Raw genomic sequence first — 25,149 nt, 5'->3', positions numbered from 1 at the left:
GGATGAACTTAGAGAACACTACCGTCTGCTATCGGGACAGCTCAAGGGGTACCCCGGCCGGTCGGTCATCGGGGTCTGCTGCGAGGGGCCAAACCGCACGCACGAGTAATCCGGCCTGCTGTGGATTCGGTTGGTCTTGCCGGGCGGGGCCGCATTCGCCGCCGGGTTGCCGAGTAACGGCCTGCCCCGAAGTGGCGCGACCAGGGATTACGCCGCGGACCGGACCGGACGTCGCCTTTTGCCACCGGGTTGCTGGCGGCAAGGGGTGGGCGGCAGTTAGGGTGAACCCACTTAGGGAAGCCTGTGCTAATTCCATGGAGGGGTGAGAGTGCCGTGGCGAATGTGGAGGTCATCCGTGCCGCCGGGGCGCCCCGCTCGCTGCTGGAGCGGGCGCTGTGCGACATCGTCGCGACCAGCTTGGGGCGCACCGCGGTACACCGCGACGAGGACTTCCTCGCCCATGGCGACGCCGGGTCGGCGGCACGAGTCGCGACGCACGTCGCGGAATTGCTCAATTCACCGAGCCTGACGGTGGCGGACCTGTTCGCCACCCGCACGGTCGAGCGGCTGGCGGGGTTACTGCTGAGCCGGGAAGCCGAGCCGCAACGGCTGGAGCGGGTCGCCGCGGTGTATCGGGAGATTGCCGAGATGGAAAGCGCCGACGTGATCTCGGCGCTCGGTCCGGCGCCCGCGACCGCGCCGCCACCGGTTTTTCAACCCTGGATCAAGACATTCACCGGGAGCGCCAGCGGCGGATCGGTGGTGCTGTTTCCGCACGCCGGCGGCGCCGCCGCGGCCTACCGAGCGCTGGCGAAAGCGTTGTGCGACAACGACCTTCACGCCTACGTGGTGCAGTACCCGCAGCGCGCCGACCGGCGTGCCCATCCGGCGCCGGACAGCATCGAGGCGCTGGCCAGGGAGCTGTTCGAGGCCGGCGACTGGGCGGCGGCGGCGCCGCTGAGTCTGTTCGGCCACTGCATGGGCGCGGTGGTGGCCTTCGAGTTCGCCCGTGTCGCCGAGACCCGCGGCGTGCCCTTGCGAGCGGTGTGGGTGTCCTCAGGCCAAGCCCCGTGCACCGTCGCCGCCTCCGGGCCGCTTCCGACCTCCGGCGCGGACGTACTGGCCGACATGGTGGACCTCGGCGGCACCGATCCGGTGCTGCTCGAAGACGAGGAATTCGCCGAACTGCTGATTACGGCGGTGCAGGCGGACTACCGGGCGCTGAACCTTTATTCCTGTCCGCCCGGCGTGCGGATCCGTGCCGACATCCATGCGATCGGCGGAAACAGCGATCACCGCATCAGCCCGGACATGTTGAACAGCTGGGCAACACACACGTCTGGCCGCTTCACCCTGTCGCAGTTCGACGGTGGTCACTTCTATCTCAACGACCATCTCGACGCGGTCGCGCAAATGGTGAGTGCCCATGTCCGATAACGATCCGGTCGTCGTCGTCGGATTGGCCCTCGAGGCGCCCGGCGGCTGCGACACCGTCGACGCTTTCTGGTCGCTGCTCGCCGAACAGCGTGAGGCGCTCAGCCCGTTTCCCACCGACCGGGGCTGGGCCCTGGGGGACCTGTTCGAGGGGTCGCGCCGGCAGGGCTTCAAGGCCGTCCACAACCTCGGCGGTTTCCTTTCCAGCGCAACGGAATTCGACCCGGAGTTCTTCCGCATCTCGCCACGCGAGGCGGCGGCGATGGATCCGCAGCAACGAGTGGGGTTGCGCGTGGCATGGCGGGCCGTGGAGAACAGTGGCATCAACCCCGACGACCTGGCCGGCCATGATGTCGGCTGCTACGTGGGAGCCTCGGCGCTCGAATACGGTCCGGCGCTTTCGGAGTTCTCACACCACAGCGGTCACCTGATCACCGGAACATCGCTGGCAGTCATCTCCGGGCGCATCAGCTACACCCTGGACCTGGCCGGGCCGGCCCTGACCATCGACACCTCGTGCTCGTCGGCACTCGCCGCGTTCCACACAGCCCTGCACGCCCTCGATGCCGGGGACTGCGACCTGGCGCTGACCGGCGGGGTCGCGGTGATGGGCTCACCCGGATACTTCGTCGAGTTCTCCAAGCAGCACGCGTTATCCGACGACGGCCACTGTCGCCCATACAGCGCGCACGCCAGCGGAACGGTCTGGGCCGAGGGCGCGGCGATGTTCCTGCTGCAGCGCCGCTCCAGGGCCCGCGCCGACGGCCGGCACATCCTCGCACAGGTGCGGGCCAGTTGTCTGAACGCCGACGGACGCAGCAACGGTCTGACGGCGCCCAGTGGCGATGCGCAGCAGCGGCTGTTCCGGCGGGCCATCGCACGGGCCGGCGTAGACGTCGCCGACATCGGGATGATCGAAGGACACGGCACCGGGACCCGGCTGGGTGACCGTACCGAATTGCGGGCGCTGACAGCCGCCTACGTCGGTGCGCCGCCCGGGCGTCAGCCGCTTTTGGGCTCGGTGAAATCCAACATCGGGCATGCCCAGGCCGCGGCCGGCGCACTGGGCCTGGTGAAGGTCATCGCCGCCGCAGAGCACGGCGCGATCCCGCCGACGTTGCACGTCGACGAGCCGAGTCGCGAAATCGATTGGGAACAAAGCGGTCTGCGGCTGGCCGACAAACTCATGCCATGGCCGGCAGTCAACGGACAGCGAACGGCGGCGGTGTCCGCCTTCGGGATGAGCGGCACCAACACGCACCTTATCGTCTCGGTGCCGGACGCCGTCGCCGCATCCGGGTGCGTGGTGGCCTGATGGGCGCCAGGCGACTGCCGGACGGGCGGGTGGCGGTGCTGCTGAGCGCCCACGCGGAGGAACTCGTCGAAGCCGACGCCCGCGCGATCGCTGACTATCTCGACCGCTTTCCCGCCACCACCGTGACTCAGGTTGCCGCGCAGCTGAGCCGGACCCGACGGGTGCGGCGGCACCGGGCGGTGCTGCGGGCAGCCGACCGGCCCGAACTGCTCGACGCGTTGCGCGCGCTTGCCGCCCGACTCGATCATCCGCTCGTGGCCCGGTCGGCGCTGGCTACGCCTGCCCGGCAGGCGTTCGTGTTCCCCGGCCAGGGTTCCCAACGCCCAGGCATGGGTGCGGATTTCGATGAGTTGCCCCCCTACCGGGCGGCGGTCGAGCGCTGTGCCGCGGCACTGCATGCGGCCGGCGCTCCCTCGCCGCTGCGCTATCTGCTCGCTGCGGGAGAGCATGACCAGGCGTTCTCGGGCATGGAGATTCAGGGAGCCCAATTCGCCCATGCCGTCGGGCTGACCGAAGTCTGGCGCTCCTGCGGGGTCTTCCCCGACCTCACTGTCGGGCACAGCCTCGGGGAGGTGGCGGCGGCCTACGTCGCGGGCACCATCTCCCTGCCCGACGCTGCGGCGGTGGTGGCGGCACGCGCCGGGGCGGTGGCCCGATTGCCGGGTCGCTATGCTGCGGCCGCCCTGGGACTCACCGAGCAGGCCGCACGCGACGCGATCGAACGCGCCACCGGCTGGCTGGAGCTGTCCCTGGTCAACTCGGTGTCCACCGTGGTGGTGTCCGGGGACCGCGACGCGGTGCTGACTCTTGTCGACGCGGTCCGCGCCGACGGCACGTTCGCCCGGGAGATCGCGGTGACCTTTCCCGCGCACACCAGCCTGCTCGAGTCGCTGCGCGGTGAATTGCTGGCACGGCTGCCCGACTCGCAATTCGCCGACACTTCAGTGCAATTCATCGGCGGCACCAACGGTGGTCTGGTTGCGGCGGACACCGCTTTCGGGGATTACTGGTATGCCAACCTGCGTCGCACGGTCCGCTTCGATCGTGCCCTCGAATCGGCTATGGGTTGTGGGGCAACATCGTTCATCGAGATGTCGACGCCGCCGGTGCTGCTGTTCGCGATGTCCCAGCACTTCGAGTCCGCCACCGGGGTGACCGACCGCCCGGCCGTGTTGGTCGGGTCCGGGCGCAAGGGCGAACCGTTGCTCGATGCATTGTCGGCGAGTGTTCTCACCGCGGCGGTGGCAGATCCCGGGTACGCCTGGAACGAGCTGATCGACGACGACGCCCTCGGCAGCCCCGGTCTGCGCGGATTTCCGAATGCGCCGATGCGGGCGGTCCCGATGTGGGCGCACCCTGAACCGCTGCCCCGACCGTCCGGGCCGGGCGTGACCATTGCCCACGAGCGGTGGGAAACAATGGTGCCCGCCAGGGGGCCCGGACGCCGGCGCGTCGCCGTGATCGGCCTCGGCGGGGGCATCCTCGACCGGTCGCTGCGCGCAGCGATCGACCTGCACCCCGCCACCGAGCTCACCACGGCCCGCGAGGCGCAGTTGGTGATGGTTGTCGCACCCCCGTTCGACTGCGTCGCGCCGGACCGGGCCCCCGCCGCGCTGGCCGGTCTGATCGATGCCGGTCTGCTGGACTATCCGGCCCAGGTGGGACCGCACTGCCACACGGTGTGCCTGGTGACCGTCGGCGCCGAACAGCTCGACCCGGCGGATCCGGCGCCCGCCGCCTGCCACGCCGGTCTGAGCGCTATGCACCGAAGCATCGGGTTCGAGCACCCCGACCGGGCTTTCAGCCATCTGGACCTGCCGTCCTGGGAGCTGGGACCTGCTGCCGCCGCCGCGGCGCTCGACACGGCGCTGACCGGAGCCACCGAGGCTGCGCTGCGTTACCGGGATAGTGGGTATGTGACCCTGGTTCGCGCCGTCGCCGATATCCCGGCCGGCCGCGAGTGGTCGCTGCATACCGGTGTGCTCGACGAGGTCGTCATCACCGGCGGTGGCGGGATGATCGGCATGTACTACGCCCGGTATCTGGCCGAACGCGGGGCGCGCCGCATCGTGCTGCTGAGCCGTCGCGGCGCAGACCCGGCAGCGTTGGCTACGCTGTCGGCGCGATGTCGAACGGTTATGCTGGCGCCGCCCTGCGACATCACCGACCCTGCCCAACTGGCGGACGTGGCAAGCGAATACGGCGCTGCCGGTGCCTCACTGGTGATCCATGCGGCCGGTGCCGCGAGTTTCGAGGAGGCCGCCACCACGTCGTCGGACGCCCTGACTCGCGCGTGCGCAGCGAAAGTCGTCGGCCTGGCCCGGATCAGCGAGCTGTGGCCGCTGCGTCCCGACGCGCGAATGCTGTTGTGCTCCTCGGTGTCCGGGGTGTGGGGTGGACGCACTCATGTCGCCTACTCCGCCGCCAACCGACTGCTCGACGTGCTGGCCGCGCGCCTTCGCGCCCGCGGCACCCGCTGCACGTCGGTGAAATATGGCTTGTGGCAGAGCGTTTCAGAGAGCAACCGGGGCATCGTCGGCGCGGCCGGAATCGGGCAGATCGAGCGCTCCGGTCTGCGCCCGATGGCTCCGCAGCGGGCGATCGAGGCGAGCCTGTGCGATTACGGGATCGACCCTCTGATCTTCGCCGCCGATCCGGCCCGGTTCCGGATCTTCCTGGGCGGCGCGCAACCGCCGGCCGCCGAGCCGACGGACCAGGGGTACGGGTCGGTCGCGGTGGCCGATACGGTGCGCGGCGAACTGGCGGCGGTGCTCGGAATCCGGCCCGCGGAAGCGGTCAGCCTGCAGGAATCGCTGTTCGACCTGGGCGTGGACTCGCTGTTGGCAGTTGATCTGCGTTCCCGACTCAAACGGGTGCTCGGCCGCACGGTGCCCCTGAGTCTGCTGCTCGACCAGATCACCGGCGACGGCATCGTCGCGATCCTGGAAAGTGCCGACGGGCACCGCACCGCCGCAGAGAAAGCAGAAATCTCGCGTGACTGAAACGCACAGCGGACTGCACGATGCTCGGCTGGAGCTGCTACGCCGCAGGCTCGCCGACCGTGGCTTATCGTCTCCGGTTGCAGCAACCCGCCCGTCGGCCGCAGCTGAGCTATCCGAAGGTCAGGCGCGGATGTGGTTCGTGCAGATGGCCGATCCGACCGGCACGCTGCTCAATGTCTGTGTGTCCTATCGCGTCACCGGCCACGTCGATCTGAACCGGTTGCACGAGGCGCTCGACGCCGTCGCCCGCCGCCATCCGCTCCTGCGCACCACCTATGCCGCCGGCGACGATGGTGTTCCGAGGCCGACGACACACACCGACCTGCGGCCGGCCTGGACCCAGCACGATCTCAACGACCTGCCCGAGCACGCTCAGCGGCTGCGGCTGGAAGTGCTGGCCCAACGCGAATTCGCCTCCCCGTTCGACCTTTCCCGCGACGCCCCGCTGCGGATGACGGTGGTGCGTACCGCCGCCGACGAGCACGTGCTGCTGCTGGTGGTTCACCACATCGCCTGGGACGACGGTTGCTGGCGGATATTCTTCACCGACCTCACCCGGGCCTACTGCGGCACCGGCATCGGGCCGGAGTTGCCCCGATCGGTGCCGGCTGCATCAGACACCACGGCAGTCGATCTCGCCTACTGGCGCGCCGTCATGGCTGATCCGCCGGAGCCCCTGGAACTGCCCGGTCCGGCCGGAACGATGGTGCCGACCAACTGGCGGGCGGCCCGCACCACGCTGCGTTTGCCCGGCGGCACCGTCGCGGGGGTGACGGCGGTCGCCAGGGAAACCGGTTGCACGCCATACATGGTGCTGCTGGCGGCATTCGGCGCGCTGCTGCACCGCTACACCCACAGCAGCGATTTCCTGGTCGCGGCGCCGGTGCTCAATCGCGGCGCCGGAACCGAGGACACCATCGGATACTTCGGCAACACCGTGGCGATGCGGTTGCGCCCGCAGCCCACGATCACGTTCCGCGACCTGCTGGTAGCGACCCGCGAAGTCGCTGCCGGGGCGTTCGCCCACCAGCGGATCGATCTCGATCATGTAGTGCGCGAACTGAACCCGGATCGCCGCCACGGCACCGAGCGCCTGACCCGGGTCAGCTTCGGCTTCCGTGAAGCAGACGGCGGTGGCTTCAACCCGCCGGGCATCGAGTGCCGGCGGCACGAACTGCGCGGCAACGTCACGCAGTTGCCGCTGGGACTGATGGTCGAATTCGACCGCACCGGAGCACTGATCGAGGCGGAATGCCTGCTGGAGATTCTGGAACCGGCGCTGGCGCATCAGCTGCTCGAACACTTCGCCGTACTCCTTGACGCCGCGCTGGCGGCGCCGGACACACAGTTGTCGCGGCTGGCCCTGACGACTGATCTCCAAGCTCGCTGGCTGCACGACATGACGCACGGGGAGAGGTTCGGCAGCCCGGCCAAGACCCTCGTGGATGTGGTGAGCGAACGGACCCGGCGCCAACCCGAAGCGACGGCAATCGTCTACGAGGGTAGGCACCTGAGCTACGAGGAGTTGAATGTTGCCTCGAACCGGTTGGCGCACTGGCTCATCGAGCAGGGCATCGGCAGCGAAGACCGTGTCGCGGTGTTGTTGGACAAGTCGACGGACCTCGTCGTCACAGCCCTGGGGGTGGTCAAGGCCGGTGCCGTCTACGTCCCGGTGGATCCCACCTATCCGCGGGACCGGCTGGACTTCATCCTCGAGGACTGTGACGCGAAACTGGTTGTGCGTGAACCGGTGCGCGACCTCGAGGGCTACTCCGCCGACGACGTCGGTGACCGCGACCGCGTACGCCCGCTGCGGCCGGACAACATCGCCTACCTGATCTACACCTCCGGCACCACCGGTCAGCCCAAGGGTGTCGCGGTGCCCCACCGTCCGGTCACGGAGTACTTCACCTGGTTCAAAGACGAGTACGACGTTGACGACGCCGATAGGTTGCTGCAGGTCGCCTCACCGAGCTTCGATGTGTCCATCGCAGAAATCTTCGGCACCCTGGCGTGCGGCGCGCGGATGGTGATCCCCCGACCCGGCGGCCTGGCCGACATCGGCTATCTCACCACACTGTTGCGCGACGAGGGCATCACTGCCATGCATTTCGTGCCGTCGCTGCTGGGGCTGTTCCTTTCGCTGCCGGGTGTCAGCCAGTGGCGTACCCTGCGCCGGGTACCAATCGGCGGAGAGCCGCTGCCCGGCGAGGTGGCCGACCGCTTCCATGCGACCTTCGATGCGCTGCTGCACAACTTCTACGGTCCGACCGAAACCGTCATCAACGCAAGCCGGTTCAAGGTCGAGGGCCCGCAGGGTACCGGAATCGTGCCCATCGGCCGACCCAAGATCAACACCGCCATGTATCTGCTCGACGACTCGCTGCAACAGGTGCCCGTCGGCGTCATCGGCGAGATCTACATCGGCGGAACGCATGTGGCCTACGGATACCATCGCCGCACCGCACTGACCGCGCAACGCTTCGTCGCCGACCCGTTCAACCCCGGGGCGCGCATGTACCGATCGGGAGACCTGGCCCGCCGCAATGCCAACGGGGACATCGAGTTCGTCGGCCGCGCCGACGAGCAGGTCAAGATCCGCGGATTCCGGATCGAACTGGGTGATGTCGCGGCGGCCATCTCGGTCGATCCCGCCGTGGGGCAGGCCGTCGTGGTCGTCAGCGACCTACCCCGCCTGGGTAAAAGCCTGGTGGGCTACCTCACGCCGGCCCTCGGCGAGGACGGCCCGGCCGTGGTCGACCTGGACCGGATCCGGGCCCGGGTCGCGGCCGCCTTACCCGAGTACATGGTTCCGGCCGCCTACCTCGTGCTGGACGAGATCCCGATCACCACGCACGGCAAGATCGACCGCGCCGCGTTACCGGATCCCGAAGTGGCCGTCGGGGCCGAGTTTCGCGAGTGCCGCACCGACACCGAGCGGCGCGTCGCCACACTGTTCGGGGAACTGCTCGGCCGGGACCGGGTGGGTGCCCACGACTCCTTCTTCGAACTCGGGGGCCACTCCTTGCTGGCCACCAAACTGGTTGCAGCGCTTCGCAATACGTTCTCAGTCGACGTCGGGGTGCGGGAGGTCTTCGAACTGGGGACGGTGGCACGGCTGGCCGCACACCTGGACACGCTGGACCCGGACTCGGCGCGGCCACGGTTGACACCGGCCAACCACCCCGGGCCGGTGCGGCTGTCGTCCGCCCAGCTGCGAACCTGGTTCAGCTACCGCGTCGATGGACCGAACCCCTACACCAACATCCCCTTCGCCGCCGCGCTGCACGGCCCCTGCCGAGCCGATGCGCTGAAGGCGGCGATCACCGACGTCGTGGCGCGACACGAGATCCTGCGTAGCACCTACCGCGAAATCGGTGGAGTGCCGCACCAGGTCGTCAACCCGCCCCGAGAGGTACCGGTGCGAGACGCGCACGGACCCGACCAGGACTGGCTGCACGGACAACTGGACGATGAGCGCACTCAGGTCATCAACCTGGAAACCGACTGGCCGATCCGTGCGGCATTGCTGAGCACACCCGAACAGACCGTGCTCTCGCTGGTGCTGCACCACATCGCGGGCGACCAATGGTCGGCCGGGGTGCTGTTCAGCGATGTGCTGGCCGCGTACCGGGCCCGCAGTACGGGTCGGCAGCCGGCGTGGGTGCCGCTACCCGTGCAGTACACCGACTACGCCGCCTGGCAGGCCAAGCTGCTGGAGGATGGCGGGGAAATTGTTGCCTCTCAACGTGATTACTGGATCCGCCAACTCGACGGGCTGCCCAGCGACACCGGTCTTCGCCCCGACTTCCCGCGCCCGGCGGTGCTCAGCGGCGCCGGCGACGCCGTGGAGTTCCGCATCAGCGGGGCCACCCGGGACAAGCTCGCCGCGCTGACTCGCGAACTGGGCATCACCGAGTTCATGGTGCTGCAGGCCGTGGTGGCGGTGGCCCTGCACAAAGGCGGTGGCGGCACCGACATTCCTATCGGCACCCCGATCTCCGGGCGCAACGAGCCCGATCTGGACCGCCTCATCGGATTCTTCATCAACATCCTGGTGTTGCGTAACGACCTGAGCGGCAACCCCAGCCTGCGCGAGATACTGCAGCGCACCAAGGATGTGGCGCTGACCGCCTACGAACATCAGGATCTGCCCTTCGATCAGGTGGTGGACGCGGTCCGCCCGGCGCGCTCGCTGTCCCGGAATCCGTTGTTCGACGTCGTGGTGCATGTCCGGGACCCGTTGCCCGACAGACAGGTAATCGAGACCGGCCCGAATGGCGACACCACGTTCACCGCGTTGGAGCCGCCGTTCGACGCCGCGCATGCAGACATCTCGGTCAACTTCTTCGCCTGCCGCGACGGCTACCGCGGCCACGTCATATACCGCGCCGAGTTGTACCGGCGCAGCACCGGTCAGCGCTTCGCCGACTGGGTGGTGCGGGTGGCCGAGGCCTTCGCCGACCACCCGGACCGGTCGCTGCGCGACGTCGAGATCGCCGATTCGCAGGAACTGCAACGCATTCTGGACCGGTGCAACGCGGGCGGGGGTACCGGCCGGGTGTATCTCCTGGACGAGTCGCTCAAGCCGGTTCCACCCGGGGTCGTCGGCGATGTGTACCACGGCGGTGGTGTGGCGGTGAACGGCCGGTTGACACGCCCGTCGTCGACCGCCGCGCGGTTCGTGGCCGACCCGTTCGGTGAAGCCGGATCGCGCCTCTACCGTACCGGCGAGCGCGGTGTATGGGATGCCGACGGCCAGCTGGAACTGCTTGATAAAGGCGACGTCGCGCAGCCCGCGCCGGCGCCGGACGCCACGGTCTCCGAGCCGCCCCGCACCGCCACCGAACGTCTGCTGGCAGACGTTCTGACCGCCGTGCTCGACGACGCCGCGAACGTCGGGCGCCACGACGACTTCTTCAACCTCGGCGGCGACAGCATCCTGGCGGTGCGGGTCGCCGCGCAGGTACGCGACGCCGGGATGCCCCTGACGCCGCGGATGATCTTCGAGCATCCCGTGCTGCATGAGCTCGCCGGCGCACTGGACGCCAAGTCGCGAACCGAAACCGGTTCGACGGCAACGTATCACGCACCGATGAGCACCTCGGGGCTGTCCGCCGAGGAACTGGCGGATCTGACCGCGTCCTGGGAGCGGCAGCCGTGACACGAGCCGACGCGGGACCGGCCATCGAGGATGTGATGGCGCTCAGCCCGCTGCAACGTGGACTGTTCTCCATGGCATCGCTGCTCGATGCGGACTCCGGCGCGGTCGACCCCTACGTCATCGCGATGGCGGCCGACGTCACGGGCCCACTGGACGTGTCGTTGCTGCGGGACTGCGCCTCGGCCCTACTAGACCGGCACCCGAACCTACGAGTGAGCTTCGTACACGGCAACCTCAGCCGCCCGGTACAGGTGGTTCCCGCCGCGGTCGAGGTGCCCTGGACGGAGGTGGCCGCACTGCCGGACGAGGTGGCCGCGCTGGAGACTGGGGAACGGCAACGTCCTTTCGACCTCGCCCGCGGCCCGCTGATCCGGTTCCTACTCATTGAGTTGCCGGGCCGCCATTGGCATCTGGTGATCGTCGCGCACCACATCGTGATCGACGGATGGTCGCTGCCGCTGTTGGTCTCCGAACTTCTCGACCTGTACCGCGCCGGTGGGGATTGCGCGGCATTACCGCCTCCGCCGCGGCCGTACCGTGACTACATCGGCTGGCTGGCGGGCCGGGACGAGACCGCCAGTCGCACGCTGTGGGCCGAGCACCTCGCGAACCTGGACGGCCCGACCCTGCTGTCCCCGGCACTGGCCGGCAGCCCGCCGCAGGCCGGGACGCCGCGCCGGACCGAATTGCGGCTGGACCGGGTGGCCACCACCGCGCTGACCAGCGCCGCCCGCGCCCGTGGCGTCACACTCAACACCCTCATGCAAATGGCATGGGCGACAGTCCTTTCGGTACTCACCGATCGGACCGACGTGACGTTCGGTGTCACGGTGGCCGGCCGGCCCAGCGAGCTGGCGGGCGTGGAAGCAATGGTGGGCCTGTTCATCAACACCGTGCCGCTGCGGGTTCGGCTGCATCCGGTACGGACGGTCGGCACGCAATGTCTGGCGTTGCAGCGTGAATTCGCGACGCTGCACGATCACAGCTATCTCGACCATGCCGCGTTGCGCTCGATCGCGGGGGTCGGTGAGATGTTTGACACTCTGCTGGTTTACGAGAACTTCCCGCCCGGGGAGATTGTCGGCGGCACGGAATTCCAGGCTGGTGCGGTGACTTTCCGGCCCGTCGCGCTGGAAAGCCTGTCACACTTCCCCGTGACCGTCGCCACGCACGTCAGCGGCGGCGAACTCGTCGTGCTGGTGGAGGTCCTCGACGGCGCGCTGGGTGCCACGGCGCCCGGCCATCTGGGCGGGCGGCTGCTCGCAGTGGCGCAACGCCTGATCGACCGCTGGGACTCGCCGCTGCGTGGCGTCGACGTCCTGCTGGACGGTGAACGAAGTAACACCGATGCGCCCGGTCCGCCGGGTTCCGGCGCCGGTGTGCATATGAGATTCGCTGAAACGGCTGCGCGGCAACCCGACTCGGTCGCGCTCAGCTGGGCTGACGGCCAGATGACCTACCGCCGGTTGGACGCCCTGGCAGATCGGGTGTCCGTCGCGCTGCGCAGCGCCGGGGTCACCTCCGAGGCGCCGGTGGCGATCGCGCTGACGCGCGGCCCGGAATATGTGATCGCGATGCTGGCCGTCCTCAAGGCCGGCGGCATGATCGTGCCACTGGACCCGGGGATGCCCGACGCGCGGATCGCCGAAATACTATGGCAAACCGGCGATCCGGTCGTCGTCGACGAAGAGTTGTTCACCAGGGCGGCTGCCGCCGAACTTCCCGCCGATTATCAGCCGCAAGCCGTGCCGCCCGAGCAGGCGGCGTACGTCGTCTTCACCTCCGGCACCAGCGGGACACCCAAAGGAGTCATCGGTACCCACCGGGCGCTGTCGGCCTACGCCGAAGACCACATCGTGCGCATGCTGCGGCCGGCCGCCGGGCGGATCGGGCGGCCACTACGGGTGGCGCACGCCTGGTCTTTCACGTTCGATGCCGCCTGGCAGCCGCTGGCGGCGTTACTCGACGGCCACTCGGTACACGTCATCGACGATGAGCGTCGGCGTGACGCCGAAGCGCTCGTCGAGGCCATCGGCCGATTCGGTGTCGACATGATCGACACCACGCCATCGATGTTCACCCAGCTGCACCACGCGGGACTGCTCGACCATGTCCCGCTGGCCGTGCTCGCCCTCGGTGGCGAAGCCGTGGGCGCCGCGTCGTGGCAGCGGATCCGGGAGCAATGCGCGCGCACCGGCATGACGGCATTCAACTGTTACGGGCCCACCGAGACCACCGTGGAAGCCGTGGTGGCCGCCGTCACTGAGCACCCGCACCCGGCCATCGGGTGCCCCACCCGCGGGACCCGCGCCTACGTCATGGACTTCTGGCTGCGCCCGGTGCCAGTCGGCGTCGCCGGCGAGCTTTATCTGGCGGGGGAGCAGCTGACCCGCGGCTACCTCGGGCGCCCGGGTGAAACCGCGGCACGGTTCGTCGCTGCACCCGGCGGAACCGGCAGCCGGATGTACCGGACCGGAGACGTCGTGCGCCGCCTGCCCGACGGCGGTCTGCAGTTCCTGGGCCGCAGCGACAACCAGCTGAAGATCCGGGGATTTCGCGTGGAACCCGGCGAGATCGCCGCAGCGCTCAACCGACACGACCGGGTGCGCGCGACGCACGTCTCAGCACACAGTCATGCCACCGGCCCGCAGCTCACCGCCTACGTGGCGGGCGGCCCAGAGCCGTTGTCGGTAGCGGAGCTGCGCGCCATGCTGTTGCGCGAGCTCCCGCGTTATCTGGTCCCGCACCACATCGTCGTCGTGGACGAGTTGCCATTGACTCCGCACGGCAAGATCGACGAAAGCGCCCTGGCGGCAATCGGTCTGACGTTCGCATCGGCGACCCCACCGGCAACGCCGACGGAGCGGGCGTTGGCCGAGGCGTTCGGTGCGGTGCTCGACACGGCCCACATCGATGTCACGGCAAGCTTGTTGGACCTCGGCCTGGACAGCATCGTGGCCCTATCAGTGGTACAGAACGCCCGGCGGCGCGGCATCGCGCTGCGGGCCCGGATGCTGGTGCAGTGCGACACCATCCGCGAGCTGGCGACCGCCGTCGACACCCACGACCCGCGGCCGGCACCCGGCGACCACGACGACGGGCCGATTCCGGTGCTGCCCAACGTGCACTGGCTCTACGAGTACGGCGATCCGCGCCGGCTGGCACAGACCGAAGTGATCAGGCTGCCCGCTTCGATCACCCGCGAAGCGCTGGAGGCGGTGCTGGACGCCGTCATCGAGGCACACGAGGTGCTGCGCTGCCGGCTCGACCTGGACGCGATGGCACTGCTGCCACAACCGGAGCGCAGCGTGCTGCGTGAGGCGTCGATCAGCGGCGAACTCGTCAGCGAGGTCGCCGAGCACACGCGAAAGTCGTTGGCGTATATGGATCCGCAGGCCGGGCGCTTGCTGTCGGCGGTGTGGCTGCGGGAACCGGCCGGCCCCGGCGTGCTGATCCTGACCGCGCATGTGCTTGCGATGGACCCGGCGTCGTGGCGCATCGTGCTCGGCGAACTCGACGCGGGGTTGCACACACTGTCCGCCGGGCGCCCGCTCGCAGCCCACGGTGAGCACACCACTTACCGGCAGTGGTCACGGCTGCTCCTGAAGCGGGCCCGTTCGCTGAACAGCCTCGATTTCTGGATTGCCGAGCTCGAGGGCGCCGACCCGCCCCTGGGGGCCCGCCGGCTGACGCCGCAACTCGACCGGGCCGGGAATCTTGCAATCAGCGTCTCGGTCTGTGACGCGGATCTGACTGCGCGACTGCTGTCTTCGGCGCAGCCCGTCACAGATCTGCTGGCCACCGCCGCCGCGCGAATGGTGACCGCCTGGCGGCACCGGCGCGGCCAGCAGACGCCGGCGCCGCTGCTCGCCCTCGAGACGCACGGCCGCGCGGACGCGGTCGTCGGCACTACCGTCGACACCGTCGACACCGGTGAGACCGTCGGTCTGCTCAGCGCGATCTACCCGCTGCGCATCCATACCGACGGCGCCACCGATCTGGCACGGATACCGGGCAGCGCCATCGATTACGGCCTGCTGAGGTATCTACGATCCGATACCGCCCAACGGCTGCGCGCACTCCCCGAACCGCAGCTGCTGCTGAACTATCTCGGGAGCATGCACGTCGGCGTCGGTGACCTGACAGTCGACCGCCGCTTGCTCGCCGGACTCGCACACCTGCCCGAGCCCGGCCAGGCGGTGCGACACGAATTGACGGTGGTCGCCGCTCTGCTGGGCTCCGCAGACGGACCCGTGCTCGCCACCCAGTGGCGCGCACTACCCGACATCCTCACCGCAGAGGACATCACGATGCTGCAAACGCTCTGGCAGCAAACATTATTGGAGATGGCGCCATGAATTCGACCCTCGCTGTCCTGGGTGCCGGAGCCAAAGCGGTCGCGGTGGCGGCGAAGGCGTCCGTGCTCCGCGACATGGGCGTGGACGTCCCGGACATCGTCGCCGTCGAACGCCTCGAGATCGGCGCCAACTGGCTCGCGGACGGTGGCTGGACGGACGGGGCGCATCGGCTGGGCACCAGCCCGGAGAAGGATGTGGGCTTTCCCTACCGCTCGGCGCTGATACCCCGCCGCAACGCGGAGCTCGACGAACGGATGACCCGCTACAGCTGGACGGCCTTTCAGATCGCCGTGGGTTCGTTCGCCGACTGGGTCGATCGTGGCAGGCCGGCGCCGACGCACCGCTGCTGGAATCACTATCTGAACTGGGTTGCTCGCCAAGTGGGACTCAAGGTGGTGTGTGGCGAAGTGGTAAAGCTCGCGTTGGCCGGCGCGCGTTGGGAATTGCGCACCCGTGACACTTCGGTGCAGGCAGACGCCTTGATGATCACCGGCCCCGGCCAGGCCGAGAAGTCGCTGCTGCCGGGCAATCCGCGCGTACTGTCCATCGCCCAGTTCTGGGACCGTGCCGCCGCCCACGACCGGATCAACGCCGAGCGGGTCGCGGTGATCGGCGGCGGCGAGACGGCCGCCTCAATGCTCAATGAACTTTGCCGGCACCGGGTTTCGACCATCACCGTCATCTCCCCGCAGGTGACCCTGTTCACCCGGGGGGAAAGTTTCTTCGAGAACTCCCTGTTCTCCGACCCCACCGACTGGACCGCACTGACGCTCAGCGAGCGGCGCGACGCGATGGCACGCACCGACCGCGGGGTGTTCTCGGCCAACGTGCAGGAAGCGCTGCTGGCCGATGACCGCATCCATCACCTGCGCGGCCGGGTCGCCCATGCGGTGGGGCGGCAGAATCAGATCCGGCTGACGCTCAGCACCAACCGGGGCACCGAAAATTTCGAGACGGTCCACGGTTTCGACCTCGTGATCGACGGCTCCGGCGCCGACCCGCTGTGGTTCACCTCGCTGTTCAGCCAGGATGTGCTCGATCTGCTGGAACTGGGGTTGGGCGGCCCGCTGACCGCCGACAGCCTGCAGGAGGCGATCGGCTACCACCTGGCGGTCAACGACGTCACGCCCACACTGTTCCTGCCGACGCTGTCCGGCCTCACCCAGGGCCCCGGGTTCCCCAACCTGAGTTGTCTGGGATTGCTGTCCGACCGCGTGCTGGGTGCCGGCATCTCTTCCTCGCCCCGTTCGAAATCCAGCGACCCCTTCATGAGGAGCAGCGATGAGCACCAACCCCTTTGACGACGACGACGGCCGCTTCTTCGTGCTCGTCAACGACGAGGGCCAGCACAGTCTCTGGCCGGCCTTCGCGCAGATTCCGGCCGGCTGGCACACCGTGTACGGCGAGGCCGGCCGCGCGTCCTGCCTGGACTACGTCGAGCAGAACTGGACCGACATCCGCCCGCAAAGCCTGCGCGACGCAATGGCCGGGAACTGACCGTGGACCTGTCGGCACCCGCCGCCGTGAGCGCGGCGCTGAAGGAAATCCTGCGTGACGATCTTCGGGTCGACGTGCGCGGCGTCACCCGGGACTCCCGGCTGATCGACGACGTGGGCCTGGACTCGGTGGCGTTCGCGGTCGGCATGATCGCGATCGAAGACAAGCTGGGGGTGGCGCTCTCCGACGAGGACCTGCTCAGCTGCGACACCGTCGGCGACCTGGAGGCCGCCATCCTCGCCAAGACCTCGGCGGTCGGATGAGCGAGTTGGCCGCCGCCCTGTCCCGGGCGATGAAGTCATCACCTCACGACCTGGTGGTGCTCGACCAGGTCAGCGGCGACTGGAACCGCTATCCGTGGCCGGAGGTTGCGGCCCGCGCGGAACTGGTCGCCGCCGAGATACTCAGCGCGGACAGCGTCGGTGCGGTCGGCCTGGTCGGTGAGCCGACGGTCGACATGGTCGCCGCGATCCAGGGTGCCTGGCTCGCCGGGACGAGCGTGGCGATTCTGCCGGGCCCGGTGCGTGGTGCCGATCCGAACCAGTGGGCGCGGGCGACGCTGACCCGGTTCCTCGGACTCGGAGTCGCCACGGTGTTCAGTCACGGATCGGTGCTGGACCTGCTGGGCGGTGCCGATCCGCGGCTGCGGGTGCATGACGTCACCGCGGCTGCCCGTCGCAGTGGTTCGACCACCGTGGAGCCGGTCGCGGCCGCCCCGGACACACCGGCTGTGCTGCAGGGCACCGCCGGGTCCACCGGGACGCCGCGCACCGCAATGCTCCCCCCGGCGGCCGTGCTCAGCAATGTCAGCGGCCTGCTGCAGCACGTGCGCATCGACCAGTCGAACGACGCGGGCTGCACCTGGCTGCCGCTCTACCACGACATGGGTCTGGTATTTCTGCTCAGCGGCATGCTTTCCGGCGTCCCGGTGTGGTTGGCGCCCACGGCCGCGTTCGCCGGCTCCCCGTTCCGGTGGCTGAGGTGGCTCGACGAAAGCCGGGCCACCCTGACCGCGGCGCCCAACTTCGCCTACGCCGTGATCGGCAAATACGCGCGCCGGGCTCCCGACGTCGACCTCGGCCGGGTGCGGGTCGCCATCAACGGCGGTGAGCCCGTCGACTGCCTGGCGCTCGAGCGTTTTACCTCGGCGCTGGGGCGATTCGGTTTCGATCCCGGGGCCGCCACCCCTTCTTACGGGCTCGCCGAAGCCACCTGCGCGGTCACCGCACCGCAACCGGGCTCCGGTCTGCGCTACGACGAAATCGCTTCCACCACGGACGAGCCGGGGGTGCGCCGACATGCGGTGCTGGGCGAGGCGATTCCCGGCATGCAGGTCCGGGTCACCCCGGTCGAAGACAACCGCCCCCTGGCCCGGGCGCGCGGCATCGGCGAGATCGAGATCTGCGGCACCTCGATGATGTCGGGATATCTCGGCGAAGCACCGCGTGATCCGGACAGCTGGTTCAAGACAGGCGATCTGGGCTACTTCGCCGACGGTGGACTGGTGGTGTGCGGGCGGGCCAAGGAGGTCATCTCGGTCGCTGGACGCAACATCTTTCCCAGCGAGGTCGAACAGATCGCCGCCGAAGTGCGCGGTGTGCGGGAGGGGGCGGTGGTGGCGATCGAGGCAGACGATTCGGCCCGCCCGGGGCTCATCATCGCCGCCGAGTTCCGCGGTCCGGACGAATCCACTGCCCGCAGTGAGCTGGTGGCGCGGATTGCGTCCAAATGTGGTGTCGTGCCGTCGAATGTCGTGTTGCTGGCACCGGGATCGTTGCCGCGAACCTCTTCCGGCAAGCTGCGCCGACTTGAGGTCAGGCGAAACCTGAGCGGCCGATAACCTCCGAGCGCTAGCCGACTTCCGGCAGGTCGTCGGGGGTTCTGAGCAAGGCGTACAGCGCAACCCGGCGGTGATTCATCGCGTGCTCGCCGAGAAACACGCAGCCGGTGAACTCACACAACCGGCGTGCCGCTGTGTTGTCGTGATCGGGCTCGAAAATGATTCTCCGACAACGCTCTTCACGTTCGAATACACTGGCGGCGATGCGCGGGAACAAGATCGGGCCCAGGCCGCGGTTGAGGATCCGCAGATCGGCGATAGCGGCGTGCAGGCCCACGTCATAGGGGTCGGCCGGATACAGGCCTGCCACCGAATCCTTTGCCGCGCGGTATAACTCGACATAGCCGAGATCCTGGCCGTGCCGGCTGCCGATGAACGGGCGGGAATAGCTGCCGTCCAGCTGGGCATGCAGATAGCGACGCCAGCGCGGCACCGGCCAGGCGTACTCCCACGCCTGAGCCAGATGCGGCCGGTTCATCCATTCCGCGATCATCTCCGCATCGACGTCCGGATCGGCGACACGAAAAGCGTACGGCTCGGCCACGATCGGAGTCGGTGGCGCCGGGACGGCGCGGACCTCGTCGGAAATCACGGTCAGCTCACGCGCAAGGACCGGTTCGGCATCAGTCATGTCGACGTGTGAGCCTACCCAAGACGTGTCGCCGCACGTCGAGCACCGGTAAGTCGGGTGTTTCGTGGCCGACGCATAGCTGGGACACAGGTAGCACAGCGATGTCCAGGTAGCGTGATGTAACGAAACAGGCCGCTACGACGAAACAACCGCACAGGGCACCACGTTTCACGGAGCGTGCCAGTGTGCCGATTCACAACGGAGGAAACCCATGAAATCCATCGTCATCGGTGCTGCGGCTGTCGCCGCGATCGGCGCCGCAGCCGCGGGGGTGACGGCGGTCACCAACCCGGCCGCCTACCAGGTGCAGCCCGTCGTCTTCGGCGCGCCGCTGCCGCAGGACCCGGCGCCGGCCGCGCTGCCCAGCCCCGCCCAGCTGACCGGCATCCTCACCAGCCTCGCCGACCCCAACGTGCCGTTCGCCAACAAGAGCGACCTGGTCGAGGGCGGTATCGGCGGCACCGAGGCGCACATCGCCGACCATCAACTGAAGAAGGCCGCCAAGAACGGCGATCTGCCGCTGGCCTTCAGCGTCGCGAACATCCAGCCGGCCGCGGGCAACTCGGCCACCGCCGATGTGTCGGTCTCCGGTCCCAAGCTGACGCCGCCGGTGACCCAGAACGTCACGTTCGTCAACCAGGGCAGCTGGGTGCTCTCGCGCGGTTCAGCCATGGAGCTGTTGCAGGCCGCCTCGCGCTAGCGGTCCAACGCGCTCAGGATTGTGCTGAGGCGCTGCGGGTCGGCCAGGACGTCGATCGCGGCGATCCGCCCATCGCGGACCACGAATCCCATAACTGCGACCGGCGCGCCCGCGACCAGGATCACCGCTCCGGCGGCTCCGTTGACGGTCACAGGACGCACCTGCCGCTCCGGCCCGGCGTAGCCGTGGGCCAGCCCGGCGACCCGGGCTGCGCCCGCGGTGCGGAACACCGGGGTGCCGGCGCCCAAATCGCCGCGCAACACGACGTCCGGGTGCAGCACGGCCACCAGGCGTTCGAAATCCCCGCTGCGTCCCGCGGCGAAGAACGCGGCGACCGCCTCGTGCTGCGCCACGATGTGGTCGTCGGGATCTGGGTCGGCCTGCTGGATGCGGCGCCGTGCGCGGCTGGCCAGCTTGCGGGTCGCCTCCGGTGATTTCTCGACGATCGCGGCGATCTGGTCGAACGGGACGGCGAATGCGTCGTGCAGGACGAACGCCAACCGCTCATCAGGGGGCAGCGTGTCCAGCACCACGAACAGCGCCAGACCGACCGCGTCGGCCAGCATCGCGCGGTGTTCCGGGTCGACTGGGTCCGCGGCATCGACGAGCGGGTCCGGGAGCCGCGCGAGCTGCTCCTTGTCGGCTCGGGTACGCCGCGCCCGCAGCGCATTGAGGCAGATCCGCGCCACCACGGTGGTGAGCCATGCATCCAGGTTCGCGATGCCGTCAGCCGCGCTGCTGGACAGCCGCAGCCAGGCTTCCTGTACTGCGTCCTCAGCGTTGTCGAGGGAGCCCAGCATCCGGTAGGCGAGCGCGCCGAGGCGGGGCCTGGCGGCGTCGAATCGACCCGCCAGCCGCGCGACCTCAGTCATGGCCGGCATCTGGCAGCGCGCAGACCATGCCCTGCGACAGACCCGAGGACCCGATTCCGAGCGCAAGGTTGAATCGTGCCCGCAAGTTGCCCAGCGTGACGACGTGGGTCAGGGCTACCAACTGCGCGGTGTCGAAGTGCTCGCGCAGCGCATCGAACAATTCATCGCTCACCTCCACCTGGGTACGGGTTATCGCGGTGGCGTAGTCCAGGACGAGTTTCTCGACGTCGGAAAAGCACGCCGAGTTCCGATAGTCCGAGAGCGCCAGCAGCTCGTCGTCGGTGAAACCCAGGCCGCGCGCGATCTGCGAGCCGAGGTCGATGCAGAACTCGCACCGCGCGGTGGCCGCCGACCTGAGTTCGGCCAGCGCCCGCTGACGCGGGCTGAGCATGTCCAGTTTCGCCTCGGCCTGCTCCAGGCGGCCGTAGGCCCGCAGCAGGTGGGGGATGTGGGCATACATCCGCAGCGGTTCGAGCATGGTGGCGGTCTCGCGTCCGGTCATTTGCCGGAAGCGCCGTCTGGTGACGAAAAAGGCGATTCGGGCGCCGATTCCGGCGTCGTGGTCGCTGACTCCGGTGAGCCGTGGTTTCATCGCTGCCTCCCGTGGGTGTCCGTTGCTCCCTCACTAGATCGACACCCCGCCGCGGGCAAACGTGACCGTTAGTTCGGCGCGGCCATGTCCATGTCGTAAACCCGGGCGTGCAGCACGACCCGGTTTCGCAGTGCCGCACGCACCGCGCGGTGCAGGCCGTCCTCGAGGTAGATGATGCCGCGCCATCTCACCGCGTGCGGAAAAAGGTCTCCGTAGAACGTGGAGTCCTCCGACAGCAGGCGATCCAGGGCCAGCACCGTGGTGGTGGTGACCAGTTCGTCGAGTCTTATCTGCTGCGGCGGTATCTGCGACCAGTCCCGGTAAGACAGACCGTGATCGGGGTACGGCTTGCCGTCACGCACGCCTTTGAAAATCATTCGTCGTCGCTTTCAGTCGCTATCGCCTGAGTTGGGCTCGACGTGCCCCTCGACCGGCCGGACCACCCTGGAAAGGCTATCTGTCGAGGCGGCCCATCGGCGAGTAAGCCACAGATCGCTCCGGGTTGGCAGGCCAGATCCTGGTGAGACCGTAAAATGAACGCGGCCGGGTACTCGAAGACGGGGGTGATGGGCTATGGGTAGCGCCGACGAGCGTCGCTTTCAGGTGTTGCACGCCATCGTCGCCGACTTCGTCGCCACCCACGAACCGATCGGGTCCAAGTCACTGGTGGAGCGGCACAACCTGGGGGTGTCCAGCGCGACCATCCGCAACGACATGGCGGTGCTGGAAGCCGAGGGTTACATCGCTCAGCCGCACACCAGCTCCGGGCGGGTTCCCACGGAGAAGGGCTACCGCGAGTTCGTGGACCGCCTCGACGATGTCAAACCGCTGTCGGCGGCGGAGCGACGCGCGATACAGGGGTTCCTGGAGTCCGGGGTCGATCTCGACGACGTGCTGCGTCGCGCGGTACGGCTGCTGGCGCAGTTGACCCGCCAGGTCGCCGTGGTGCAGTACCCGACGCTGTCGACGTCGACCGTCCGGCACCTGGAGGTGATCGCGCTGACCCCGGCCCGGCTGCTGATGGTGGTGATCACCGATTCCGGCCGGGTGGACCAGCGCATCGTCGAACTCGGCGACGTCATCGACGATCACCAGCTCGCCCAACTGCGCGAGATGCTCGGGCAGGCGCTGATCGGCAAGCGATTGAGCGCGGCCTCGGTCGCGGTCGCCGATCTCGCCGGGCGTCTGCACCACGGGGACGGTCTGGGAGACGCCGTCGGGCGCTCTGCGACGGTGTTGCTCGAATCGCTGGTGGAACACACCGAGGAACGCCTGCTGCTGGGCGGCACCGCCAACCTGACCCGCAACGCTGCCGATTTCGGCGGGTCGCTGCGCTCCATCCTGGAAGCCCTGGAGGAGCAGGTCGTGGTGCTGCGGTTGCTGGCGGCCCAACAGGAAGCGGGCAAGGTCACGGTGCGCATCGGCCATGAGACGGAGGCCGAGCAGATGGCCGGCACCTCGATGGTGTCGACCGCCTACGGCACCAGCGACATCGTTTATGGCGGCATGGGTGTGTTGGGGCCCACGCGCATGGACTATCCGGGAACTATGGCCAGTGTTGCCGCGGTTGCTATGTACATCGGCGAAGTTCTGGGTGCTCGATGACCGCGCACCCGCTACAGAATTTGTGGATGGCCGCCTGACGGGCGGCCACAATAAGCCTAGAAAGGCGAATCGTGGCACGCGATTACTACGGGCTACTCGGCGTCAGCAAGGGCGCCAACGACGCGGAGATCAAGCGCGCCTATCGCAAGCTGGCGCGCGAGTTGCATCCCGACGTCAACCCCGATGAAGCGGCGCAGGCGCGTTTCAAGGAGATCAGCGTCGCCTACGAGGTGCTCAGCGATCCGGAGAAGCGGCGCATCGTCGACCTGGGCGGCGATCCGCTGGAAAGTGCGGGCGCCGCCGGGGGCGGTTTCGGCGGTTTCGGCGGTCTGGGCGATGTCTTCGAGGCTTTCTTCGGAGGTGGTTTCAGCGGCGGCGCGGGTTCGCGTGGCCCGATCGGCCGGGTGCGCCCGGGCTCTGACTCGCTGCTGCGGATGCGCCTGGACCTCGAGGAGTGCGCGACCGGGGTGACCAAACAGGTCACCGTCGATACCGCGGTGCTCTGCGACCGATGCCAGGGCAAGGGCACCAACGGCGATTCCGCACCGGTGCCGTGCGACACCTGCGGCGGCCGGGGCGAGGTACAGACCGTCCAGCGTTCGCTGCTGGGTCAGATGCTGACCTCGCGTCCCTGCCCCACCTGCCGCGGTGTCGGCGTGACCATTCCCGACCCCTGCTACCAGTGCATGGGCGACGGCCGGGTGCGGGCCCGCCGGGACATCACGGTGAAGATCCCGGCCGGCGTCGCCGAGGGGATGCGGGTCCGGCTCGCCGCACAGGGCGAAGTGGGACCGGGCGGCGGACCGGCCGGCGACCTGTACGTCGAGGTTCACGAGCAGGCGCACGACATTTTCGCCCGGGAGGGCGACGACCTGCATTGCACGGTGTCGGTGCCGATGATTGACGCCGCCCTGGGGGTGAGCGTCAGCCTGGACGCCATCCTGGACGGTCCGAGCGAGATCGTCATCCCGCCGGGCACCCAGCCGGGGGCGGTGATCACCCTGCGCGGCCGAGGAATGCCGCAATTGCGGTCCAGCACCCGCGGCGACCTGCACGTCCACGTCGAGGTGGTGGTTCCCACCCGGCTTGATCACCACGACACCGAGCTGCTGCGCGAGCTCAAGAACCGCCGCAGCCGTGACGTCGCCGAGGTCCGCTCCTCGCACGGGCACAACGGCGGGTTGTTCAGCCGGTTGCGCGAGACCTTCACCGGCCGCTGATTCTCGGCCGCGCGCATGGTCGCCACGCTGTTCTACGTCGACGTGCTGCCCGACACCGGCGCTCTGGCGATGCTGGACGGCGACGAAGGTTTCCACGCGGCTACCGTGCGGCGGATCCGTCCCGGCGAAGAGCTGGTGCTCGGTGACGGCGCGGGCGAGCTGGCTCGTTGCCGGGTGGAGCATGCCGGACGGGACGGATTGAGCGCCCGCGTGCAGGCTCGCTGGACCGTCGGATCCGGTGAGCCGCCGGTGACCGTGGTACAGGCTTTGCCCAAGTCGGAACGGTCCGAGCTGGCCGTCGAGTTGGCCACCGAGGCCGGTGCCGACGCGATCGTGGCGTGGCAGGCCGCGCGCTGCGTCGCCACCTGGGAGGGCGGCCGCGTCGACAAGGGGCTGCGCCGGTGGCGAGCGGCGGCGCGCTCCGCGGCGCGGCAATCGCGCCGGGCGCACATCCCGTCGGTCGACGGGGTGCTGACCACCAAAGCGTTGATCGCGCGAGTTTGTGCCGAGGTCGGGGCCGGTGGCGCAGTGCTGGCTTTGCACGAGTCGGCGACCGGCCGCATTGCCGATAGTGCTGTGACTCAAGCGAACTCGCTGACGATTGTGGTGGGCCCGGAGGGCGGGATCGCACCGGAGGAGATGGCCGCGCTGATCGCGGCCGGTGCCGTCGCGGTCCGGCTGGGACCGACCGTGCTGCGCACCTCGACGGCGGCCGCGGTCGCGCTGGGCGCCTTGGGTGTTCTGACGTCCCGCTGGGACCGCAGTGCCGACTGTGAATCTGGCGACACGACACGCCGGTGATGCGTCGCCAGATTCACAGCCGCGATCGCAACGCTCGGCCACGCCGTCGCCAACCAGCCGATCGAGCTGCGGCCAGCACCGGCTAGGCGCGCTGGCCGGCGCCGAACACCCCCACATC

Annotated in this window: 17 protein-coding genes; 13 read left to right on the top strand and 4 right to left on the bottom strand. The window is 68.8% G+C overall.

Annotation, left to right across the window (positions count from 1 at the left end; genetic code table 11):
* Positions 1-333 precede the first annotated feature (333 nt).
* Genes ACX9NE_RS05735 through mbtM form a run of 9 tightly spaced genes read left to right on the top strand, consistent with a single transcriptional unit; the run spans position 334 to position 18,610 of the window.
* Positions 334-1,437, top strand: coding sequence for a thioesterase II family protein (locus ACX9NE_RS05735; RefSeq protein WP_459360763.1), 1,104 nt, complete (start codon positions 334-336; stop codon positions 1,435-1,437).
* The gene (locus ACX9NE_RS05730; protein WP_459360764.1) at positions 1,427-2,749 is read left to right on the top strand and encodes a beta-ketoacyl [acyl carrier protein] synthase domain-containing protein; all 1,323 of its coding nucleotides are present in this window, start codon (positions 1,427-1,429) and stop codon (positions 2,747-2,749) included. The genes ACX9NE_RS05735 and ACX9NE_RS05730 overlap by 11 nt, the downstream gene beginning before the upstream one ends.
* Positions 2,749-5,751 carry a mycobactin polyketide synthase MbtD gene (gene mbtD, locus ACX9NE_RS05725; protein ID WP_459360765.1) on the top strand — a complete coding sequence of 1,001 codons (3,003 nt, stop codon included), beginning with the start codon at positions 2,749-2,751 and terminating at the stop codon, positions 5,749-5,751. Before ACX9NE_RS05730 ends, mbtD begins: the two co-directional genes overlap by 1 nt.
* Positions 5,744-10,915, top strand: a complete 5,172-nt coding sequence (locus ACX9NE_RS05720; RefSeq protein WP_459360766.1) for an amino acid adenylation domain-containing protein — start codon at positions 5,744-5,746, stop codon at positions 10,913-10,915. Before mbtD ends, ACX9NE_RS05720 begins: the two co-directional genes overlap by 8 nt.
* Positions 10,912-15,273 (top strand): amino acid adenylation domain-containing protein, encoded by a 4,362-nt coding sequence (locus tag ACX9NE_RS05715; RefSeq protein ID WP_459360767.1) that lies wholly within the window; start codon positions 10,912-10,914, stop codon positions 15,271-15,273. Before ACX9NE_RS05720 ends, ACX9NE_RS05715 begins: the two co-directional genes overlap by 4 nt.
* Complete coding sequence (mbtG, locus tag ACX9NE_RS05710; RefSeq protein WP_459360768.1) at positions 15,270-16,574, top strand: NADPH-dependent L-lysine N(6)-monooxygenase MbtG; 1,305 nt, start codon at positions 15,270-15,272, stop codon at positions 16,572-16,574. The genes ACX9NE_RS05715 and mbtG overlap by 4 nt, the downstream gene beginning before the upstream one ends.
* Positions 16,555-16,770, top strand: coding sequence for an MbtH family protein (locus ACX9NE_RS05705; protein WP_459360769.1), 216 nt, complete (start codon positions 16,555-16,557; stop codon positions 16,768-16,770). The genes mbtG and ACX9NE_RS05705 overlap by 20 nt, the downstream gene beginning before the upstream one ends.
* A 2-nt stretch (positions 16,771-16,772) precedes the next feature.
* Positions 16,773-17,033, top strand: coding sequence for an acyl carrier protein (locus tag ACX9NE_RS05700; protein WP_459360770.1), 261 nt, complete (start codon positions 16,773-16,775; stop codon positions 17,031-17,033).
* Positions 17,030-18,610: a long-chain-fatty acid--ACP ligase MbtM gene (gene mbtM, locus ACX9NE_RS05695; protein ID WP_459360771.1), complete on the top strand. Its 1,581-nt coding sequence runs from the start codon at positions 17,030-17,032 to the stop codon at positions 18,608-18,610. The genes ACX9NE_RS05700 and mbtM overlap by 4 nt, the downstream gene beginning before the upstream one ends.
* 10 nt (positions 18,611-18,620) lie before the next feature.
* On the opposite strand, the gene ACX9NE_RS05690 is transcribed toward mbtM, so the two are convergent.
* Complete coding sequence (locus tag ACX9NE_RS05690) at positions 18,621-19,241, bottom strand: GNAT family N-acetyltransferase (RefSeq protein ID WP_459360772.1); 621 nt, start codon at positions 19,239-19,241, stop codon at positions 18,621-18,623.
* Between the two features lie 211 nt (positions 19,242-19,452).
* Here ACX9NE_RS05690 and ACX9NE_RS05685 point away from each other — a divergent pair, with 211 nt between their 5' ends.
* Positions 19,453-19,941: a hypothetical protein gene (locus tag ACX9NE_RS05685; protein ID WP_459360773.1), complete on the top strand. Its 489-nt coding sequence runs from the start codon at positions 19,453-19,455 to the stop codon at positions 19,939-19,941.
* Here ACX9NE_RS05685 and ACX9NE_RS05680 read toward each other — a convergent pair.
* From ACX9NE_RS05680 to ACX9NE_RS05670, 3 genes are all read right to left on the bottom strand, one after another.
* Entirely contained in the window at positions 19,938-20,813 is an 876-nt protein-coding gene (locus ACX9NE_RS05680; protein ID WP_459360774.1) for a sigma-70 family RNA polymerase sigma factor, read from the bottom strand. The two genes, ACX9NE_RS05685 and ACX9NE_RS05680, sit on opposite strands and share 4 nt — an antisense overlap.
* The gene (locus ACX9NE_RS05675) at positions 20,806-21,405 is read right to left on the bottom strand and encodes a carboxymuconolactone decarboxylase family protein (protein WP_459360775.1); all 600 of its coding nucleotides are present in this window, start codon (positions 21,403-21,405) and stop codon (positions 20,806-20,808) included. The genes ACX9NE_RS05680 and ACX9NE_RS05675 overlap by 8 nt, the downstream gene beginning before the upstream one ends.
* Positions 21,406-21,473: 68 nt before the next feature.
* Positions 21,474-21,782: a type II toxin-antitoxin system VapB family antitoxin gene (locus ACX9NE_RS05670; protein ID WP_459360776.1), complete on the bottom strand. Its 309-nt coding sequence runs from the start codon at positions 21,780-21,782 to the stop codon at positions 21,474-21,476.
* A gap of 196 nt (positions 21,783-21,978) precedes the next feature.
* On the opposite strand from ACX9NE_RS05670, the gene hrcA reads away from it, so the two are divergent.
* From hrcA to ACX9NE_RS05655, 3 genes are all read left to right on the top strand, one after another.
* Entirely contained in the window at positions 21,979-23,010 is a 1,032-nt protein-coding gene (hrcA, locus tag ACX9NE_RS05665) for a heat-inducible transcriptional repressor HrcA (protein WP_459360777.1), read from the top strand.
* 71 nt (positions 23,011-23,081) lie between these two features.
* Complete coding sequence (gene dnaJ / locus ACX9NE_RS05660) at positions 23,082-24,230, top strand: molecular chaperone DnaJ (RefSeq protein ID WP_459360778.1); 1,149 nt, start codon at positions 23,082-23,084, stop codon at positions 24,228-24,230.
* Between the two features lie 15 nt (positions 24,231-24,245).
* Positions 24,246-25,031 (top strand): 16S rRNA (uracil(1498)-N(3))-methyltransferase, encoded by a 786-nt coding sequence (locus tag ACX9NE_RS05655; RefSeq protein WP_459360779.1) that lies wholly within the window; start codon positions 24,246-24,248, stop codon positions 25,029-25,031.
* Positions 25,032-25,149 lie beyond the last annotated feature (118 nt).

The sequence above is a fragment of the Mycobacterium sp. ML4 genome, from assembly GCF_054515735.1.
This window is presented reverse-complemented; position numbering and strand designations above follow the sequence as displayed.

What these genes read in the sequence shown, in the direction of transcription:
- hrcA (WP_459360777.1), top strand. Translation starts at nt 21,979, where the DNA reads ATGGGTAGCGCCGACGAGCGTCGCTTTCAGGTGTTGCACGCCATCGTC.
- ACX9NE_RS05675 (WP_459360775.1), bottom strand. Translation starts at nt 21,405, where the DNA reads ATGAAACCACGGCTCACCGGAGTCAGCGACCACGACGCCGGAATCGGC.
- ACX9NE_RS05680 (WP_459360774.1), bottom strand. Translation starts at nt 20,813, where the DNA reads ATGACTGAGGTCGCGCGGCTGGCGGGTCGATTCGACGCCGCCAGGCCC.
- ACX9NE_RS05655 (WP_459360779.1), top strand. Translation starts at nt 24,246, where the DNA reads ATGGTCGCCACGCTGTTCTACGTCGACGTGCTGCCCGACACCGGCGCT.
- ACX9NE_RS05670 (WP_459360776.1), bottom strand. Translation starts at nt 21,782, where the DNA reads ATGATTTTCAAAGGCGTGCGTGACGGCAAGCCGTACCCCGATCACGGT.
- ACX9NE_RS05730 (WP_459360764.1), top strand. Translation starts at nt 1,427, where the DNA reads ATGTCCGATAACGATCCGGTCGTCGTCGTCGGATTGGCCCTCGAGGCG.
- ACX9NE_RS05690 (WP_459360772.1), bottom strand. Translation starts at nt 19,241, where the DNA reads ATGACTGATGCCGAACCGGTCCTTGCGCGTGAGCTGACCGTGATTTCC.
- mbtD (WP_459360765.1), top strand. Translation starts at nt 2,749, where the DNA reads ATGGGCGCCAGGCGACTGCCGGACGGGCGGGTGGCGGTGCTGCTGAGC.
- ACX9NE_RS05705 (WP_459360769.1), top strand. Translation starts at nt 16,555, where the DNA reads ATGAGCACCAACCCCTTTGACGACGACGACGGCCGCTTCTTCGTGCTC.
- ACX9NE_RS05685 (WP_459360773.1), top strand. Translation starts at nt 19,453, where the DNA reads ATGAAATCCATCGTCATCGGTGCTGCGGCTGTCGCCGCGATCGGCGCC.
- mbtG (WP_459360768.1), top strand. Translation starts at nt 15,270, where the DNA reads ATGAATTCGACCCTCGCTGTCCTGGGTGCCGGAGCCAAAGCGGTCGCG.
- mbtM (WP_459360771.1), top strand. Translation starts at nt 17,030, where the DNA reads ATGAGCGAGTTGGCCGCCGCCCTGTCCCGGGCGATGAAGTCATCACCT.